Genomic DNA, 17,641 nt, shown 5'->3' with positions numbered 1-17,641 from the left:
GGCCGACCAAGTGTTTGTGCAAACCGGCCGGGCGCTGTGATCCTTCTGTTTCTACGGTAAAAATAGTCTCCGGAGCGCGCTTGTGCGACCGGAACTTGTAACAAAGTGTGTCCCAGTGCCCATCCGGGACAGATGGCGACACTTCGGGCCTATTCGGACGGTATTCCTGCGACAATTGCTGCCTACCTTCAGCTCATCAACGAACCAAGGAGTTGTTGGAATGAAACCGTTCAAGAAGATTGCAATTGCCGCCCTGGCTGCGAGCGTCGCGGGAACCGCGCTGACGGCCGGCCTGTCCGCTTCCGCCCAGAACGCGACTGCAAACCAGGACGGGGGGCAACGAATTCAACAGAACGACGGGCCGCGTCTTGCGTTCATGGATGGCCGCGGCGGTCAGGGGCAGGGCTTCGGCCGGGGTCATGGCATGCGCGGCGGAAAGCAACGCGCCGAGCGCCTGTTCGAACGTTTCGACGTCAATGAGGACGGTGCCATCACAAAGGCGGAAATCGAGAAAATCCGGACACAGGAATTCGCATCGGCGGATGCGGACAGCAATGGAGAGATCAGTCTGGAGGAATTCAAGGCCGCTTTTCTGACCCGTTCCAACGACCGCATGGTGCGGGCATTCCAGTTCATGGACCGTGACGGCGATGGCACGGTCACCCAGGAAGAAGCGGATCTTCTAGCCAACCGCATGTTCAATATGCTGGACCGTGACGGCAATGGTTCCGTGGAACGCGTTCGCGGCCCGCGAGGCCCTATGGCCGACGATGATGACCGCGGCCCGCGCCGCCCGATGGCCGGCGATGATGATCGTGGTCCGCGTCTCCCGATGGCGGACGATGACGATCGCGGTCCGCGCCGCGAAAGGGCAGAGCGAAGTGAACGCGGTGAACGCGGTGGACGTGGTGACAATGGCTGGCGCGGTGGTCCCCAGATGGGACGCGGTGGCCATGGTGGCGGGGGTGCCATGTTCCTGGGCATGTTCGACACCGATGCCGACGGTAAGGTGAGCCGTGAGGAGTTCGATACCAGGCGCGCAGCGCTGTTCGCACTGGCCGATACGGATCAGAGCGGTTCCTTCACGCTTCAGGATTTCGGTCCACTGTGGCTTGCGATCAATGAGAACCGTGTCGTCGACATGTTCCAGCGTGCCGATGCCGATGGCAGCCTGGGAATCACTGCCGAGGAACAGAAGAAACATCAGGACCGCATGCTGGAGCGCGCTGACCGCAACAACGACGGCGTGATCACCAAGGCCGATTTCAGAGGTGGCCGCAAAGGTGGCCACGGGCCGGATCACGGCATGCGGGGGCACGGCTGGAAGAATGGCCGGGGTCAAGGCGAAGGCCGGGGTTCTGGCGAAGGCCACGGTCAGGGCTGGGGTCAAGAGCGCCGCTGATGATCTGACCCTGACGACCTGGAATCCTCCGGCCTGCTAGCCAGGCCGGAGTGGTTGACCGCCCAAGCGCCCCAATCCCGTGGGCGGGCACCAGAGAAGGGAGCCGTCCCTCGCGGCTCCCTTTTTCAATTTGCTTTAGAGGAACTTCAAGAAATGTCGGCAATAGTCGTTCCGGTTTTTCAAAGGGAACATCATGGCCAAACCGACATTGAACGATTTCGTGACCGCCCGGATTGCGGCGGGGCATCTCAGCGAGGACGATGTCATCAACGTGCGCCGGTACGTTTATGGCGATATGGCGGTGTCTCTGGAAGAGGGCGAAGCCCTGTTCCGGCTGAACAATGCCAACATCACCTATCACGACACCTGGTTTGAGCTCTTTCCCGAAGCGATCCTCGATATTCTGGTGCATCAGGCAAAGCCTGAAGGCTACGTTTCGGAGGACAAGGCCAACTGGCTGATCGACCAGATCCTGGCCGATGGCCGCATCTGCAGCAAAACGGAACTGGACGCGGTGTTGCATGTGCTGGAGAAAGCCCGCGACGTGCCGGAGAAACTGGAGCAGTTTGCCCTGCGGACGGTGGCGGACAGCGTCATATCCGGTCAAGGTCCGACGCGCTCGGGCGCGCAGCTGAAGCCGGGCGTCATCGCCGATGGCGAGGTGGAGCTGCTGCGCCGTGTGCTTTACGCGAGCGCCGGTAGCCGGGGCGTTGCCATTTCCAGGGCCGAAGCCGAAGTTCTGTTCGATCTGAACGATGCCACGGTGGAATCTGAAAACGCCCCTGCCTGGTCGGAGCTCTTTGCCAAGGCGGTTGCAAATTACGTGATGGCGATGTCCGGCTTTACGCCGCCACCCCGCAAGATCGCGCTTGAGCGGGAAAACTGGCTGGACCAGCCGGGCGGATTTGACGGTGGCCTCGGCGGGTTTTTCAAGAAAATGTTCAGCGGCGGTGTCGGTGGCATCCGGGATGCCTATGAGGACAAGCCGGACCCTTTTGCCGCCCGTGGAAACGAAATGCTTGCGGAAATCGCTGCCAATGAGGTGGTGACGGAAGACGAAGCGGTCTGGCTGGTCAATCGCATCGGGCGTGACGGCATCCTGCACGAAAACGAGAAGGCGCTGTTGCGGTTCATTCGGGAAGAAAGCCCGAACATTCACCCCGCACTCATGCCGCTTCTGGAAAAGGTCTGACAGAAGAGTGGGCTGGCATCTGGAGCCCTTCATGATGCGGCCCAACCTTGAGCCGGGGGCTGCCTTATCGGTTATGTGCCGGTTTGTGCGCGAGGCTCGGCAACTCTTTGAAAGGTCCTTGAAAACAGGTCCGTTGCCGTACAAGTTGCCGTTTCCGCTGGCTAAAGAGCTGGCTGAACCAGATGGAGCCGGAGATGACACAACAGACTTTTTCACTCAAGGGAACATGCCGTTGCGGTCATACGAGCTTTGAAGTTTCCGCGCCGCCATTGATCACCTGTGCCTGCCACTGCAGAGGCTGCCAGCAGATGAGTTCCAGCGCCTATTCCCTGACCGCGATCATGCCAGCTGCCTCTTTCAAGGTGACCGAAGGAACGCCGGTAAAGGGCGGATTGCAGGGACCTGAGGCGGATCATTATTTCTGCCCGGACTGCAAGACCTGGATGTTCACGCGCATTCCTGACTACGACGAGATCGTCAATGTCCGTTCGGTCCTGCTGGAAGACCTTCGCTGGACAGAACCCTTCATGGAAACGATGACTGCCAACAAGTTGCCCTGGGTCGAAACGCCCGCAAGGCACCGCTACGACGGCTTTCCGCCACCGGAAGACTTCATGAAACTGATGGGCGAATTCGCCGCCCACCAGCAGGCTGCCAATTAATCAGGTGCTCATGTCCGCTTGGTGCGGGCAGCGCGGCTTAATCCAGACCGTAAATGCCGGCAATGTCCTGAAGCATCAGCTTTGCCGCCAGGATGCCGCCGGCTGTGTTCCAGATCGCATCGCTGACCTGGTGCACCTTGCCGGCTTGGACGGCGGACAGGGACTGCCACAGCGGGTCGGCGAGCACTTCTTCTTCCAGGGATGTGCCTTTGCCGTCGCCATTGTCATAGGTGAAGTAGAAGATCCGGTCGCCATCCATGTCCGGAATGCTTTCCTTGCCGGTGCGGATGGCGAATTCTTCGACGTTCTGGTTGGCCGGCCTGTGAAAGCCGATGTCTTTCAGAAGCACACCGGAGAAACTGTCGAGCTGATAGATACGGATCTGGCCGGGCACGAAGCGGATGACCGAGACTTCCTCGTTGAGGTGATCACCAAGTTTCTCCCGAAGTTCCGCGACTGAAGCGTCATAATCGGCGATGGCAGCATCCGCTTCCTGCTCCTTGCCGAGGGCTTCGGCATATAGGCGGAAGTTGATCTTCCAGTCTCCGCGCAGTTCCCTGGACATGACGGTCGGCGCGATTGCGGTCAGCTGCGGGTAGATTTCCTCGTGCCGCTGTTTGTTCGCCAGAATCAGATCCGGTTCGAGGGCTGCGACCAGTTCCAGGTTGATTGCGTTTTCCATGCCGACGGGTTCCGCGCCTTCCATGGCATCGGAAATGTGATCCCACCAGGGATCGCCCTGCCAGGAATTGGACGCACCCACTGGCGTTACGCCAAGCTCCAGCAGAGCTTCGGTGCCTTCATTCGTCAGGACGACAATCCGCTTCGGCGCGTCCGGCACCGTGACGGTGCCCATGCTGTCGGTGATGTCGCGGGAAAGAGCTGGACTTGCCGCGAGCATCGCAAACAGTGGCAAGGCACACAGCAGGGGTGACCAGGTCTTCATTAGAATTCCTCCAAAAAAGTTGACTATTTGCCTCCAGTATTAAATCCGTGTATGGACGGGCCGAAGATTTGTCAATCGGAGGAGAGAGGAGCGCGCATGAGGCGGACGGCGATTGCCTTGTTTCTGGCACTGTGCGCGGCTGCCATCTTCAGCCTGCATGCCGGTCTGACGTTTTATTCGCCTCACACGGTCTTCGCGGCGCTTATGGGCGGCGAGGGTGCCGATGCGCTGATCGTGACCACGTTACGTCTACCAAGGACGGCAATCGGCGTGGTTTGCGGGGCTTCGCTGGGTCTCTCCGGCCTGCTGATGCAATCGGTCACGCGCAATCCGCTGGCCGAGCCCGGCCTGCTGGGTGTCAATGCGGGCGGCGCTCTGTTCGTGACCTTCGGGGTGACGGTCTTCGGCGTTGCAAGCCTCGCCGGTATCGGCATTGCGGCGGTGCTGGGAGCGCTTGCGGCAACAGCGCTGGTATTTTCTATTTCCGCGTCCACCGGCGGAGCGGGCAACCCGGCAACCACGTTGCTGGCCGGCTTTACCGTTGCCGCTCTGCTGGCGTCCTTCACGCAAACCTTGCTCCTGATCGATGAAACCGCACTCGAAACGCTGCTGTTCTGGCTGTCTGGCAGCTTTTCCGACCGGCCAATCGGGCTATTGCAACTAGGCTTGCCGCTGCTGGTGGTTGGGGCCATAGGCAGTTTCTTTCTGGCAACGCCGCTTGACGTTCTGCGTCTGGACGATGCCAGTGCCCGCTCGGTTGGGGTCAATGTTGGTGTCGTCAGGCTGGCAGCGCTCGGGCTCGCGGCCCTGCTTGCAGCAGGTGCGGTGGCCATGGCCGGGCCGGTGCTGTTTCTGGGGCTGGTCGCGCCGCATCTGGCCCGCCGCCTGACTGATGGTGTCCTGCCGTCGACACGGCAGTTGATCGTCCTCTCCCTTCTGATGGGAGCCCTGATTGCGGTTCTCGCCGATATTCTGGCCCGCATCATCGTCGCGCCGGGCGAAGCGCCGATGAGTGCCGTTCTTGCGCTAGTCGGTGTGCCGATGCTGATACATCTGCTGCACAGGCGGAAAGGGCTTGCGGCGTGATGGCAGGCGTTTCCCCTCTGGTCCGGCTGCTGCCGGTCATGCTGATCGTGTTCGTGCTGACGCTGGCTGCAACGGGCATCGGCTCCAGCTTCATGCCGCCCGAACGCGTCGTGGCAGCCCTTGCCGGGCAGGGCAGCCGCATGGACGAGGTGATCGTCTGGACACTTCGCTTGCCTCGTGTTGCCCTTGCCATTCTTGCGGGAGCCGCGCTCGCCCTTGCCGGTGCCTTGCTGCAGCGGGTCGTGCGCAATCCAATGGCCTCGCCCTCGGTTCTGGGCATTACGGACGGCGCGGCGGTCGGCGTGGTGCTGTTCCTGTGGCTGTTTTCCGACCAGGCGAACAATCTGACCGTTTCCATCCATTGGCAGCCTCTGGCCGCCATTGCCGGGGCGGCGGTGTTCGGTACCCTGGTGATTGCGCTTGCTTCTCTTGACCGGGGAGGCAGCAAGCCGCTGAAGATCATCTTGTACGGCATTGCCCTGGCAGCTCTCGCCAAGGCAGCGGTTACGCTGTTGATCATTCTGGGGCCGGTCTACCGGGCCAGCCAGGCGCTGACCTGGCTGACGGGGTCTGTCGGAGCCGCACATTGGCAGGATGTTCTTGCGGTCGGCCTCGCACTTGCCGCGGTCATGCCCGTTTTGCTGCTGCAACGGCTCACTATCCGGCAGCTTGTGCTGGATCCGCAGAGCGCTGCCGTAACCGGGCTGTCGCTGGACAGGGCTCAGGTGTGCCTTCTGGCGGTTGCCGTTTTCCTGACGGCCATCGCGACGGCCCATGTCGGTGCCATCGGCTTCGTCGGTCTGGTTGCGCCGCATGTGGCGCGGATCTTTCACGGTCAGTTCCGGTCCGGATATCTTGTCTCCGTGGCTCTGACCGGGAGTTTCCTGGTGCTGGCAGCCGACACGCTTGCCCGGATCATCGCACCGCCGCTGGAATTGCCTGCAGGCGCGTTGACAGCCCTCGTCGGTGCGCCGCTGTTTCTCTATCTGCTTGTAAAAGGACGGCAATCCCATGCCTGACGCTCTGGCCAGTCTCGTCCGTGTCAGTGCCGCATATGACGGCGCGCCCGCGCTGGACGAAGTCTGCCTCGACCTGCCCGACGGCAGGATCATTGCCTTTTGCGGGCCGAACGGCAGTGGCAAGTCTACCGCACTCAAAGTGATGCGCGGGTTGCACCGGCCGGATGCCGGGACCGTTCAAATCGCGGGCAGGGCGCTTGGTGACTGGACACAGAAGGATCTGGCGCGCCAGGTCGCCATGCTGTCCCAGTCCCCCGACGCTCCGTCCGACCTCTCCGTCGGCGATCTGGTGCTGATGGGACGGTTCGCCCATCGCAGCCGGTTCGGGGGGCCCTCGGCCGCGGACAGGGCAGCCTGCGACCGGGCGCTGGACATCACCGAAATGGCGGATCTGAAAGGCCGGGCGTTGGCGCAACTTTCCGGTGGGCAGCTCCAGCGGGCCTGGGTTGCCATGACCCTGGCGCAGGATGCTCCGCGCATCTTTCTGGATGAGCCGACCAACCATCTGGACATTGCCCATGCGTTTGAACTGCTGGATCTCGTCAAGCACCTGAGCCGTTCCGAGAACCGCAGTTTCGTCATCGTCCTGCATGATCTCAACATGGCCATGCGCTATGCCGATCATGTCGTGCTGTTCGAAAAGGGACGGATTGCGGCCAGCGGGCCGACGACGGAGGTTCTGACACAGCAGATCATCTCTTCCGTCTTCGGCATCGACTGCCGGATCTTGCCCCTGGACGGTCTGGAACGACCGGTCATCGTTTCCTGGGGCAAAGCCTCCAACACGGGCGTTTCCGCATAGGAGCCGGCAAAATGCGCAAAATCTGCACTTAGGCTGACAAGGGCCTGCATGCGGACTTGGCACAACAGGTGTCATGACCCGTCTGGCAAAATCTTCCCCAACCTCTCTGGCCTTTCTCCTGGCCTCGCTGATCCTTGCCTATGAGCCGCTGCGCTGGCTGATCGGCACCTGGACCGATCCGTCCTATCCGTCGACTGGTGCACTCTACCTGATCGCACTGGTGGCTTTGGCGCTCTGGTCGCTGACGAGCCCGGTCCGGCAGAACTCGATTGGCCACCGGCAGATGGCAGTTCTGCTTCTCTTGGCCTCCGCGTTGATCCGGCTGGCGAGCCAGGTTCTGGCGATCAACGTGATCGGCGGATTGGCGCTGGCAATTGATGTCTTTGCGCTGGCGACCCTGTTTCGGAAAGGCGAGAGACAGCGGGCCCTCTCGCCGTTCTGGCTGTCGGTCCTGTTTCTGTTCACCTTGCCGGTCGAGCGCATTTTCCAAAGGCTGCTTGGCTATCCGCTTCAGGAACTGTCGGCAAAACTCTCCTGCGGCGGTCTTGGCCTCTTCTTTTCAGATCTTTCCTGTTCCGGCATCCGGATCGGACTTGCAGGCAAGGACGTTCTGGTGGACCTGCCGTGTTCGGGTACATCCGGGCTGATGCTCGCCATGGCCTTTCTGGTCATCCTGAATGCGCTTTACCGGCCGAGCCTGCTGACGGCGGCGCTCTGGGCCTTCATAACGCTGGGGCTGAGCCTTATCGGCAATTCCCTGCGCATTGCGTTGCTCGCGGTTGGTATAGACTATCCGGGACAGGTCTTTGGTGCCGATGTCATGGCGCAGCCGCTACACGACATCATCGGTTATCTGACGCTTGCCCTGTCGATGGCACCGGTGCTGGTCTTCTATAAGCCGCGGCCCACCGAGGCGAGGGGAACCCGGGCTTTCTTCAACTTGCCTGTCCTGTCGCGGCCCATGCGGAACATGTCCGCTCTGGTGTTCCTGAGCCTTGCCTTTTTCATCGTCAGCCTGCCAAGGCAGGCCCTTGATGTGTCGTCTTCCACCCGGCCTCAACCGCTGCCGTTGACGCTGGCAGGCGAGGTCGGGATAGATGAAGCTCTGCTGCCCATCGAGGAGCAGTACTTCCAGCAATATGGCGGCCACGCCCAGAAGCGGCGTTACGGCCCGATGGCGCTGACGCTGGTGCATACGTCCTCGCCGTTGCGCCACCTTCATGCCCCGGACGATTGCCTGCGCGGGCTCGGCTTTGACGTGACCTTTCTCGGCTCCCGGTTTGAACCGATTCCGACAGCGCTCTACCGCGCCCGCTCCGAAACCGGAGGCGACTGGCGGGTTGCCGTCACCTTCATCTCCAGCACCGGTGAGACGACCCACAACATCGCCGAAGCGATCTGGCTGTGGCTGAAACGGCCCGGCACCACCTGGACCAGCATTCAGCGGATCACCCCCTGGACGCTGGACGAACCTCAGCGCGCCGCCTTCGAGGCCGCCGCCGGGGCCGCTCTCGATCTCAACACCCGTACGTCCCGCATTGCCCCCGACCGCAAGGAGAAACGCATATGACGTTCCTGTCCAAATACGTGTCTGTCAGCTCTCTGGCAGCCTCGCTGGCCACTGTCTTCAGCACGCTTTCGGTGCTGCCCGCTGCTGCTGAGCCTGATCTCGATGATCTGTCCGGAACCGTGGTCGCCACTTCAGGCGGCAAGGAGATCCATCTGCCGCTTCTGAAAGCCGATTACAGGGTCGAGGTTGACGGTGACGTCGCCCACGTGGAGCTGACGCAGACGTTCCTGAATCCGACCAAGCTGCCCCTGAACGCGACCTACCTGTTTCCGCTGAACCAGAAGGCGGCCATCCATGCCATGCGGATGGATCTCGACGGCGAGACCATCGTGGCCCGGATCAAGAAGAAGGACGAGGCCAAGGCCACCTTCGAGAAGGCGAAACGGGAGGGCAAGGCCGCTGCCCTGTTGACCCAGCACCGGCCGAACATGTTCACCCAGGACATTGCCCATCTGATGCCTGGCCGCCCGGTGAAGGTGACGCTGGAATACGCCCAGACCGTTCCCAAGATCGACGGTGCTTATGAGCTGGTAATGCCGATGGTGGTGGGGCCACGTTATGAGGGGCCGGGCCCACAGGCGGCCATGGAGGCGTCGCAGATCATCGCTGGCGACCATAGGACTGAAGATGATGGCCCCGGATACGGCGACACTGCATATGCAAGCGATGAGTCCATCTCTGCAAAACCGGCGGCGTTCAAGCATAGTGAAACAGGCTCCGGCTGGCAGATCGACAAGCTTCCGGCCTATCCGCAAGTCATCGGGCAGAATGCCCCGAAGGAAATCGATCCCAGGCGGGTGTCGCTGGAGCTAGCTCTCAAGGCACCGATGCCTGTCTGGAGGCTGTCGAGCGAGACCCATGCGCTGGAGGTTTCCAGCCAGGGGGACATGCAGACAGTCCGATTCAAGTCCGGCAGGGCCATCGACAACCGGGATTTCGTGCTGCGTTATGAGCTTGCCGCACAAAGCGATGTCGCCGCTGGCGCCTCGTCCCGATACGAAGCGGACGGTGGAGGCTATTTCTCGCTGCTGATCGAGCCGCCGAAACTTCCGACTGAAGACATGATCGGCCAGCGTGAGCTTGTCTTCGTGCTGGATACGTCCGGATCCATGACCGGGCAGCCGATGGAAGCCAGCAAGACCTTCATGAGCGCAGCGATCAAGGCTTTGCGCCCGGACGACTATTTCCGCATCCTTCGCTTTTCCAACAACACATCCCAGTTTGCCGGAGATGCAGTGCTGGCAACCGAACGGAACAAGCGGCAGGCCCTCAAGTTCGTGTCCTCTCTGGAGGCTGGCGGTGGAACGGAGATCGACCGGGCCGTCAACACGGCCTTCGATCAGGCGCAGCCGGACAACACCACCCGCATCGTTGTCTTCCTGACCGACGGCTATATCGGCGATGAGGCGACCGTGATCTCAAGTGTCGCGAACCGTATCGGCAAGGCACGCATCTATGCCTTCGGCGTCGGCAACTCGGTCAACCGGTTTCTGCTGGACGCGATGGCTTCCGAGGGCCGGGGGTATGCCCGTTATGTCGCTTTGGGAGAAGACGCCGGTGATGCTGCGGAAAGTCTTGCCGCAAACCTGAAGACACCGCTTCTGACAGATATTTCCATCGACTGGAACGGGCTCAAGGTCGAGGGCCAGAGCCCGGCCCGGATCCCCGATCTGTTCGAAGGCGGATCGGTGCGCGTGATGGGGCGCTACACCGTCGGTGGAAGGCACACGATCTTCGTCAATGGCCTCGTCAATGGGCATGCCGCCAGATTGCCGCTTGAAATCGACCTGAAGTCTACTGTCGATGGCAACGCGGTTTCCAGCCGAGCCTTGCCGCTGATCTGGGCGCGCGAGCAGATATTCGACAAGGAACGCGTCTACACCATCGGCGGTAGCACCGACACGCAACTGAAGCAGGAAATCGTTGATCTTGGACTGACCTATTCGCTCCAGACCCGGTTCACGTCCTTTGTGGCCGTGTCCGAAAAGGTGGTGAATGGCGCACCGGGGGCGACGTCCCACCGAAATGTGCCCCTGCCGCAGGTGGCAGGCGTTTCCACCAATGCCTATCCGTCGCTGAACCTGTCCGGCAGTTCGGCACCGGAGCCCGAAGGCATTTTTGGCCTGATGCTGGTCCTCCTGGCTGTGGCTGCCCGGTTCCGGCTTCAACTGGCGAATAGCTTCCGCAGATTGCGGGACAGGGTTCGGGGTTTCCGGCCCCGTGGCGAGGAGGCCACGCCAGGTGAGCTGGATCTTGCCTTGCCCCGCACTTTGCGCCGGGATGGCTGGTGGCTGGAAACCTGACCCGCGCTTCGCTATTGGTAACGCTTCCGCAGGTGACTGCGGGAGCCATTTTTCGGGAAGAAACATTTGCCAGGTCAAACCATACTTGTTGTCGATGACGACCCGCATATCCGGGACGTCATCTGTTTCGCGCTCCAAAAAGCATCCTACGTGTTCGAAGTGGCCGCCGACGGCAAGGAAGCGCTCGACAAGGCGCTTCTGTGCAATCCGTCCCTGATCGTACTGGATATCGGCCTGCCGGAAATGGACGGGCTGGATGTTTGCCGCCATCTGCGCCGCACGTCCGAGGTGCCGATCCTGTTTCTGTCGGCACGCGATGACGAGATCGACAGGATCGTCGGTCTGGAACTGGGCGCTGATGACTATGTGACCAAGCCCTTCAGCCCGCGAGAGTTGATTGCACGGGTCGGTGCGATCCTGAAACGCTATGGTGGGCCTGCACCGGCTCATACGGTTGAGGATCTGCCCGCGCTGCGTTTCGGCGCGGTTGAGCTTGACCGGTCGCAGCGCCATGTGAGCGTCGGTGAAACGCCGGTGACGCTGACGGCCATCGAGTTCGATATCCTGGCCACCCTGCTGGCCCGGCCCAAGATCGTCTTTACCCGCGAGCAAATCCTGCAGAGCGCCTACCGGGACAATATCCACGTTTCGGACAGAACCATCGACAGTCACATCCGCAACATCCGCGCCAAGCTTGGCAACGCCGGTTGCGGTGATGCCATTGAGACCGTGCATGGCGTCGGCTTCCGGCTCGGGCCGTGCCGGGTGGAGGCTGGGACCAGCGGATGATCCTGTCCCGCACCTTCCGAGACAAATGGCGCCCGCCGCTCTCCCTTGTGGTGGCGGGGGTTCTCGGCATCATGCTGCTGGTGCCGCTTGCTGGGATCGCCTTTTTCCGCGTCTATGAAAACCAGCTTATCGAAACGACGGAAGCGGAGCTGATCGGCCAGTCCGCCGCAATTGCAGCGGCAACGGCACAGCGTCTTGAAGAGGTCGGGAAGGACGGCCTGCCGCTTGGTCCCGAAGTCGCCAAGGTGGCTGAGGTTCCGGGCAGCCGCAGCATCTATTTGCGCCAGCCGGGCGGAAGCTGGGCGCCGCAACTTCCAGAACTGGATCTGACGCGCACAAAGGTTCTGCCCGGGAGAGGCGCGCCACGGCCAGCTGCCGAACCGCCGCATCCGGCTTATCTGTGGGCCGGACAAGCGGTGGAGCGCATCCTGCAGGACACCCAGAAAAAAACTCTGGCCGGGTTCCGGGTGCTTGATTTCAATGGGGTGATCATTGCCGGGCGTGAGGATCTCGGCCTGTCGCTTGCGCATGTGGAGGAGGTCAAAAAGGCACTCACCGGGCGCTATGCCTCTGCGCTGCGCGAGCGCATCGTCGACAATCCGCAGCCGATCTACTCCATCAGCCGGGGTACCAGCGTTCGCGTTTTTGTCGCAATGCCGATTATCGTAAACGACAGGGTCGCAGGCGTTGTTTACGCCTCTCGCACACCCAGCAATATCCTCAAGGAAATGTTCCTGAAACGCGAGGCTGTGTTCTGGGTGGTGATCTTCGTGCTGGCCGCGACCTTCGTTGTCGGCTTCATTTTTGCCCGCGCCATCACCGGGCCGATCAAGGCGCTCACCCGCCGCTCGCTTGCCATTGGCAACGGCGACCGGGAGGCCCTGAAGCCGCTGGCGATTCACGGCAACCGCGAGATCCATGCGCTGTCGGAAAGCATGCTCGGCATGTCCCGCAGACTGTTCGAACGCAACGACTATATTTCCACCTTCGCCAATCATGTGACCCACGAGCTGAAGACGCCGCTGACGGCCATTCAGGGAGCGGCGGAATTGCTGCAGGATGCGGGCGGGGATCTCAGCCCTGCGGAACGTGAGAAATTTCTCGGCAACATCCTGCGCGACACGGAGCGGGCGTCGAAGCTGTTGAACCGGCTGCGCGATCTTGCCCGTGCAGACAGCGTCGAGATCGGTGGCAGTTGCCGGCTCAGCGAGGTCGTTGCCGCGCTCAAGGGCCGTTTCGAGGGGTTGGAAATCGACCTGACCAGCGAGGCCGACTTGCCGATGTCTTCGGAAAATGCCCGTATCGTATTTGACAATCTGATCGATAATTCCCGCCGGCACGGCGCCTCCAGGGTCGCGATCATTCCCGCGCAGGCAGGGAAAGGTCTCGCCGTTCAGGTAAACGACAATGGTGAGGGGATATCAGAGGGAAATCAGGGCCAGGTCTTTGATCTGTTTTTCACCACCCGGCGGGAGAGCGGAGGCACCGGCATGGGGCTTGGCATCGTGCAGGCTCTTCTGAAGGCCCATGGCGCGTCGATCCGCCTGCAGCCGAGCGATGATGGCGCTTCCTTCGAGCTGTTCTTTCCTGTGAGGCCGTCGCCGGTCAGTCCGGCCAGCGGGAGCTGAACTCGGCGGCCAGATGCTCGATCAACGCGCGCACGCGCCGGGTCAGGTGTCTGTTGGGAGGATAGAGCGCATAAAGTCCGAAGGTGTCTGTCTTATAGTCCGGAAGCACGCGCTCCAGGCGCCCGTCTTTCAGCGCGTCCTCGATGGCATAAAGCGGCGCGATGGTGATGCCGAGACCTCCCATAGCCATCTGGGCCAGGGCGCCGGGAGAGTTGGAGCGGACGGCACCTGACAGCCGGATGACATGCTCTTCGCCCCCGGAATGAAACCGCCAGATGTTGAGTTCCGTCTGGTTGCTGTCGACGAGACAGACATGGGTCGACAGGGCTCTCGGGTCCTGCGGCCTGCCATGTCGCTCCAGATAATCCGGTGAGGCGCACAGAACCAGCGGCATGCCGGCAAGCTTGCGGGCGATCAGGGTGGAGTCCCGCAGGGCACCGATGCGGATCGCCAGGTCGAGACCTTCTTCCACCAGAGCAAGCCGGTGGTCTGTCAGCCGCATATCCAGTTCGACATCCGGATGCTTACGCAGGAAGGGCACCAGAGCCTCGCTCAGCCTTGTGCTGCCGAAGCCTGTCGGGGCGGTCAGCCTGATCTGGCCTGCCAGGGCTCCCTGGCGCTCGCGCACGAGCGAATCCAGATCGTCGAGCTGTTCCAGGATCGGGCGGCAATGCTCCAGATAGGCGGCACCGACATCGGTCAGGGAAACGCTGCGCGTTGTGCGGTTGAAGAGCTGTGTCTTCAACTGGCCTTCCAGGTGCTGCACGTATTTGCTGACCAGTTTCGTCGACAGGCCAATGCGTCGCCCGGCGGCGGTGAAAGACCCTTCCTGCGCCACGGCCACAAAGGCCCGCATGGTTTCGATCTTGTCCATCTCTGTTGTCCTCGGTGGGTCCAGCGCGTCAGATCATTATCCTTGTAATGTACATAATCATTGAATGAATTCGAAGATTATTTCCAATCAGGGCGAGTGACATATTGCGGGCAGCGGACCGAACCAAGAGGCTTCGGCCGCGGAAAGATCCTTAAAGGCAAGAGGAAGCTGGCGATGTCCAACGCAATCAAGATCCACCGTTTTCCGCTCTCCGGTCACTGCCACCGGGTGGAGCTCTTTTCGAGCCTCACCGGCATCAACTACGAGCTTGTCGAAGTTGATCTGGTCAACGGCGAGCACAAGCGCGACCCGTTCCTGAAACTCAATCCGGTAGGCCTTGTTCCGGTCATTGAAGACGGGTCGACCGTTTTGGCGGACTCCAATGCGATCCTTGTCTATCTGGCCCGTAAATATGCGCCGGACTGGCTGCCGACAGATCCGTATCTGGAAGCGGAAGTGCATCGCTTTCTGGCCTTTGCCGCCGGTGAACTTGCCAGCGGACCGGGCGCGGCACGTTTGATCACGGTTTTCGGAGCGCCACTTGATGCGGAACGCGCGAAGTCCGTTGCCAAGGTGGCTTTTGATAACCTGGAAGCCCATCTCGATGGTCGCGAATGGCTCGTTGGGGACCGTCCGACGATCGCCGACATCGCCATCTACAGCTACACGGCGCATGCGCCGGAGGGCAATGTTTCGCTGGAACCCTATCCGCGCATTCGGGGTCTTTTGAAGCGCGTCGAGTCCCTGCCGGGTTTTGTGGCCATGCCGGCGAGCAAGGCAGGCCTTGCCGCCTGATTTCTTGACGAATGTTGAGCGGGACCGGGCGCACCGTGGGCGCGCCCGGTCCCGTCGCTTTTTCTCCCACGCATCTCCAGCCCAAGAGGAAACCAGGATGTTGAAGACGGATGCAGCCGGGAACCGGCCGGAAAACCGTTCGCCCTTTCACGATGGCGAAAAACAGGTTCAGGAGCGCCTTGGCGAAAGGGATGTCGAATTGTGGGCGCGCGGTGCTATCCGTGAGTCCATGCCCGATCAGCACCGCGCGTTTTTCGAGGCGCAGATGTTCATGATCGCATCGGCAAGAGATTCCGATGGCCGCCCGTGGGCTACGGTCCTCGAAGGCTGGCCGGGATTTGTGCGCTCGCCCGACGCACGCTCGTTGACAGTGGCCGCGCAGCCGGTCGAGAGCGATGCGCTTGAAGGTGCTTTTTCCGAAGGAGCCGATGTGGGGTTCATCGGCATTGAGCTTGCGACCCGGCGGCGCAACCGGGTGAACGGCAAGGTCTCGCGTGCGGGGGCGGAAGGCTTCGGGTTCAAGGTTGGCCAGTCTTTCGGCAATTGCTCGCAATATATCAGAGCGCGGGATGTCCGCTGGAGTGCAGAGAAAACCAAGGTCAAGGCCGAACGCAAAGCCACACTGAGCGCATCGCAGCAGCAGTGGATCCAGTCGGCAGATACGTTCTTCATATCGACCGGCTACCGGGGCGAGGGCGACAATCCGGCTTTCGGCATGGACGTCAGCCACCGCGGCGGTGAGCGTGGTTTTGTCGAGGTGCTGGGTGATCGCACCCTGCGGTTTCCGGACTATGCCGGCAACCAGTTCTATAACACCCTGGGCAACATCCAGAATGATCCGCGCACCGGTCTGCTGTTTCTGGATTTTACCACCGGCAGCCTGCTTCAGATGACAGGCCGGGCGACGATAATCTGGGACAAGGCGGAAGCGGCGAAGGTTCCCGGTGCACGCCAACTGGTCTCGTTTGAAATCGAGAGCATCGTCGAACTGACGTCCGCACTTCATCTGCGTTGGCAGAAAGATGCCGATGCGATCCGGTCTTTGCGTCTGGTCTCCAGGCACAGCGAAAGCGCGGATGTGACATCGTTCGTGTTCGAGGCACGCGATGGCGGAGCGTTGCCAGCGTTTCGAGCCGGCCAGCATTTGCCGCTGGAAATCCATCTGCCAGGTGGCTTTGGCAAGGTTCAGCGGAGCTACTCGCTCTCCGGAGATCCGTCCGACGGGCGCTACCGGATATCCGTGAAGCGGGAGGCGCAAGGTCTGGTCTCACGTATCTTGCACGATGTCTTTCCTGTTGGCGGGTTTCTCGATGCTGGTAGGCCGTCGGGCGAATTTGCCCTGCCAGACGCTAAAAGCCCGCTTGTGCTGGCAAGTGCGGGCATTGGCATCACGCCGCTCCTGAGCATGCTGCATCAATTGGCTGGTGAGGAGGGAACGCGTCCGGTGTGGTTCGTGCATAGCGCCCGCGACGGCGATCATCATGCCTTCCGAAAGGAAGCGCAGGCCCTGGCAAAGGACAATCCGAATGTTCAGCTCATAACCCACTACACCCGTCCGCTGCCGTCGGACGTTCCGGGCTATGACTTCGATCATGCAGGTCGGATATCGGCAGCCGGTCTCGTGGCCCTCACGGGGAGCGCAGACACCCGGTACCTCCTGTGCGGACCCGCGGCCTTTCTGGCGGAACTGGACGAGGGACTGCAGCGCGCGGGCGTGCCGCAGGAGCAAATCCGCTTCGAGTCGTTTTAGGGGCGGTTGAGACGTCAGTCCTGCGGGGTGAAGTCGACGTGGATATGGTTGCCGTCCGGATCCCAGACATTAATGGCAACCGTTCCTGTGCCGGGCTGAACGGAGCGGCGGTACCGTTCGCCGCGTTCGTTCAACCTGGCTTCGAAGGCTTCAAGGCCTGACGCAGTGAACGCGAAATGCTCCAGCTTCAGCTTGGCTTCGGACCCGGTGGCTTCCGGTCCTTCCATGCCGACCAGATGAATGGCTGCATCTTCGCCCGCGTAGAGCCATGCCCCGGGAAAGGCAAAGTCGGGGCGCGGGCCCGGTTTCATGCCCAGAACGTCACCGTACCAGGCGATCAGTTCGTCGAGCCGTGTGGTGCGCAGATTGACGTGGTCGAGTTTCCCGATCTTCATGCGATTGCCTTTCGCGGCAGGCTGATTTGGTCAGGCGGGCGATGGACAATTGGTCTGGCTTTTTGCGGTTCGCAAGTCAATGCCGCGCGGCCCTTCCGGGAATGCGCAAGATCGGGGAAACCCTTGCCGGAACCGTCACAATTTTTACGAAATAGTTAAAGCCGGGCAAGGCTTTCGGCTTGAAAGGCGGCGTGAACGGGGCGACATAAAAAAACCTTCTGCAACTGAAAATTTCCTATTGCATCAGGGGGCGAACGGGCGCATATACGCCTTGCCCAAATTCGCACGTGCCCGTGGTCGTTCATGGGGTGTCTCACAAGGCATCTCTTAAGGGACCTCTGCCAGACAATCCGCCAAGGGGCGGGGCAGTTGAGATCCGGACGGCTTAAAGCAACGACGTAAGAGGGCTTTTTTGGTCTCTGCCGGGG

The 17,641-nt window shown here is 61.3% G+C and carries 15 protein-coding genes; 12 read left to right on the top strand and 3 right to left on the bottom strand.

Translation table 11 applies throughout. The annotated features are described in order from the left end of the window. Positions 1–220: 220 nt before the first annotated feature. From V1T76_RS05985 to V1T76_RS05975, 3 genes are all read left to right on the top strand, one after another. Positions 221–1,402: an EF-hand domain-containing protein gene (locus V1T76_RS05985; protein ID WP_330559688.1), complete on the top strand. Its 1,182-nt coding sequence runs from the start codon at positions 221–223 to the stop codon at positions 1,400–1,402. A 193-nt stretch (positions 1,403–1,595) separates the two neighbouring features. Continuing rightward, positions 1,596–2,594, top strand: coding sequence for a hypothetical protein (locus tag V1T76_RS05980; protein ID WP_330559687.1), 999 nt, complete (start codon positions 1,596–1,598; stop codon positions 2,592–2,594). Between the two features lie 182 nt (positions 2,595–2,776). Then, complete coding sequence (locus V1T76_RS05975) at positions 2,777–3,256, top strand: GFA family protein (RefSeq protein WP_330559686.1); 480 nt, start codon at positions 2,777–2,779, stop codon at positions 3,254–3,256. 37 nt (positions 3,257–3,293) lie between these two features. Here the strand turns inward: V1T76_RS05975 and V1T76_RS05970 are convergent, their stop codons facing one another. After that, positions 3,294–4,202 (bottom strand): ABC transporter substrate-binding protein, encoded by a 909-nt coding sequence (locus tag V1T76_RS05970; RefSeq protein ID WP_330559685.1) that lies wholly within the window; start codon positions 4,200–4,202, stop codon positions 3,294–3,296. Positions 4,203–4,298: 96 nt separating this feature from the next. Between V1T76_RS05970 and V1T76_RS05965 the strand changes: the two genes are divergently transcribed. The 7 genes from V1T76_RS05965 to V1T76_RS05935 all read left to right on the top strand — a co-directional run bounded on the left by V1T76_RS05965 (position 4,299) and on the right by V1T76_RS05935 (position 13,399). Next, a complete protein-coding gene (locus V1T76_RS05965; RefSeq protein WP_330559684.1) occupies positions 4,299–5,288 on the top strand; it encodes a FecCD family ABC transporter permease in 990 nt (329 codons plus the stop codon). After that, positions 5,288–6,307, top strand: coding sequence for a FecCD family ABC transporter permease (locus V1T76_RS05960; protein WP_330559683.1), 1,020 nt, complete (start codon positions 5,288–5,290; stop codon positions 6,305–6,307). The genes V1T76_RS05965 and V1T76_RS05960 overlap by 1 nt, the downstream gene beginning before the upstream one ends. After that, positions 6,300–7,109, top strand: a complete 810-nt coding sequence (locus V1T76_RS05955; RefSeq protein WP_330559682.1) for an ABC transporter ATP-binding protein — start codon at positions 6,300–6,302, stop codon at positions 7,107–7,109. Before V1T76_RS05960 ends, V1T76_RS05955 begins: the two co-directional genes overlap by 8 nt. A gap of 73 nt (positions 7,110–7,182) precedes the next feature. After that, positions 7,183–8,679: an exosortase T gene (xrtT, locus tag V1T76_RS05950; RefSeq protein ID WP_330559681.1), complete on the top strand. Its 1,497-nt coding sequence runs from the start codon at positions 7,183–7,185 to the stop codon at positions 8,677–8,679. Beyond that, a complete protein-coding gene (locus V1T76_RS05945; protein ID WP_330559680.1) occupies positions 8,676–10,982 on the top strand; it encodes a VIT and vWA domain-containing protein in 2,307 nt (768 codons plus the stop codon). Before xrtT ends, V1T76_RS05945 begins: the two co-directional genes overlap by 4 nt. Positions 10,983–11,048: 66 nt before the next feature. After that, entirely contained in the window at positions 11,049–11,771 is a 723-nt protein-coding gene (locus V1T76_RS05940; RefSeq protein ID WP_330559679.1) for a response regulator transcription factor, read from the top strand. After that, positions 11,768–13,399, top strand: a complete 1,632-nt coding sequence (locus V1T76_RS05935; RefSeq protein WP_330559678.1) for a sensor histidine kinase — start codon at positions 11,768–11,770, stop codon at positions 13,397–13,399. Before V1T76_RS05940 ends, V1T76_RS05935 begins: the two co-directional genes overlap by 4 nt. On the opposite strand, the gene V1T76_RS05930 is transcribed toward V1T76_RS05935, so the two are convergent. Next, a complete protein-coding gene (locus tag V1T76_RS05930) occupies positions 13,377–14,273 on the bottom strand; it encodes a LysR family transcriptional regulator (protein ID WP_330559677.1) in 897 nt (298 codons plus the stop codon). The genes V1T76_RS05935 and V1T76_RS05930 overlap by 23 nt on opposite strands. Before the next feature lie 174 nt (positions 14,274–14,447). Here V1T76_RS05930 and V1T76_RS05925 point away from each other — a divergent pair, with 174 nt between their 5' ends. Together V1T76_RS05925 and V1T76_RS05920 are read left to right on the top strand one after the other, a co-directional pair. Then, positions 14,448–15,068, top strand: coding sequence for a glutathione S-transferase family protein (locus V1T76_RS05925; protein WP_330559676.1), 621 nt, complete (start codon positions 14,448–14,450; stop codon positions 15,066–15,068). A gap of 97 nt (positions 15,069–15,165) precedes the next feature. Next, a complete protein-coding gene (locus V1T76_RS05920) occupies positions 15,166–16,818 on the top strand; it encodes a pyridoxamine 5'-phosphate oxidase family protein (RefSeq protein WP_330559675.1) in 1,653 nt (550 codons plus the stop codon). Between the two features lie 14 nt (positions 16,819–16,832). Here V1T76_RS05920 and V1T76_RS05915 read toward each other — a convergent pair whose 3' ends face one another. Next, positions 16,833–17,213 carry a VOC family protein gene (locus V1T76_RS05915; RefSeq protein WP_330559674.1) on the bottom strand — a complete coding sequence of 127 codons (381 nt, stop codon included), beginning with the start codon at positions 17,211–17,213 and terminating at the stop codon, positions 16,833–16,835. Positions 17,214–17,641: the final 428 nt, after the last annotated feature.

Origin of the sequence: Roseibium sp. FZY0029 (genome assembly GCF_036350355.1) — a bacterium.
GTDB lineage: Bacteria > Pseudomonadota > Alphaproteobacteria > Rhizobiales > Stappiaceae > Roseibium.
The sequence above is the reverse complement of the archived record's forward strand: the minus strand, read 5'-3'. Positions and strand labels throughout refer to the sequence as shown.

Coding starts and splice junctions, on each gene's coding strand:
- V1T76_RS05965 (WP_330559684.1), top strand. CDS start 4,299: ATGAGGCGGACGGCGATTGCCTTGTTTCTGGCACTGTGCGCGGCTGCC.
- V1T76_RS05935 (WP_330559678.1), top strand. CDS start 11,768: ATGATCCTGTCCCGCACCTTCCGAGACAAATGGCGCCCGCCGCTCTCC.
- V1T76_RS05925 (WP_330559676.1), top strand. CDS start 14,448: ATGTCCAACGCAATCAAGATCCACCGTTTTCCGCTCTCCGGTCACTGC.
- V1T76_RS05985 (WP_330559688.1), top strand. CDS start 221: ATGAAACCGTTCAAGAAGATTGCAATTGCCGCCCTGGCTGCGAGCGTC.
- V1T76_RS05975 (WP_330559686.1), top strand. CDS start 2,777: ATGGAGCCGGAGATGACACAACAGACTTTTTCACTCAAGGGAACATGC.
- V1T76_RS05960 (WP_330559683.1), top strand. CDS start 5,288: ATGGCAGGCGTTTCCCCTCTGGTCCGGCTGCTGCCGGTCATGCTGATC.
- V1T76_RS05930 (WP_330559677.1), bottom strand. CDS start 14,273: ATGGACAAGATCGAAACCATGCGGGCCTTTGTGGCCGTGGCGCAGGAA.
- V1T76_RS05945 (WP_330559680.1), top strand. CDS start 8,676: ATGACGTTCCTGTCCAAATACGTGTCTGTCAGCTCTCTGGCAGCCTCG.
- xrtT (WP_330559681.1), top strand. CDS start 7,183: ATGACCCGTCTGGCAAAATCTTCCCCAACCTCTCTGGCCTTTCTCCTG.
- V1T76_RS05920 (WP_330559675.1), top strand. CDS start 15,166: ATGTTGAAGACGGATGCAGCCGGGAACCGGCCGGAAAACCGTTCGCCC.
- V1T76_RS05955 (WP_330559682.1), top strand. CDS start 6,300: ATGCCTGACGCTCTGGCCAGTCTCGTCCGTGTCAGTGCCGCATATGAC.
- V1T76_RS05980 (WP_330559687.1), top strand. CDS start 1,596: ATGGCCAAACCGACATTGAACGATTTCGTGACCGCCCGGATTGCGGCG.
- V1T76_RS05970 (WP_330559685.1), bottom strand. CDS start 4,202: ATGAAGACCTGGTCACCCCTGCTGTGTGCCTTGCCACTGTTTGCGATG.
- V1T76_RS05915 (WP_330559674.1), bottom strand. CDS start 17,213: ATGAAGATCGGGAAACTCGACCACGTCAATCTGCGCACCACACGGCTC.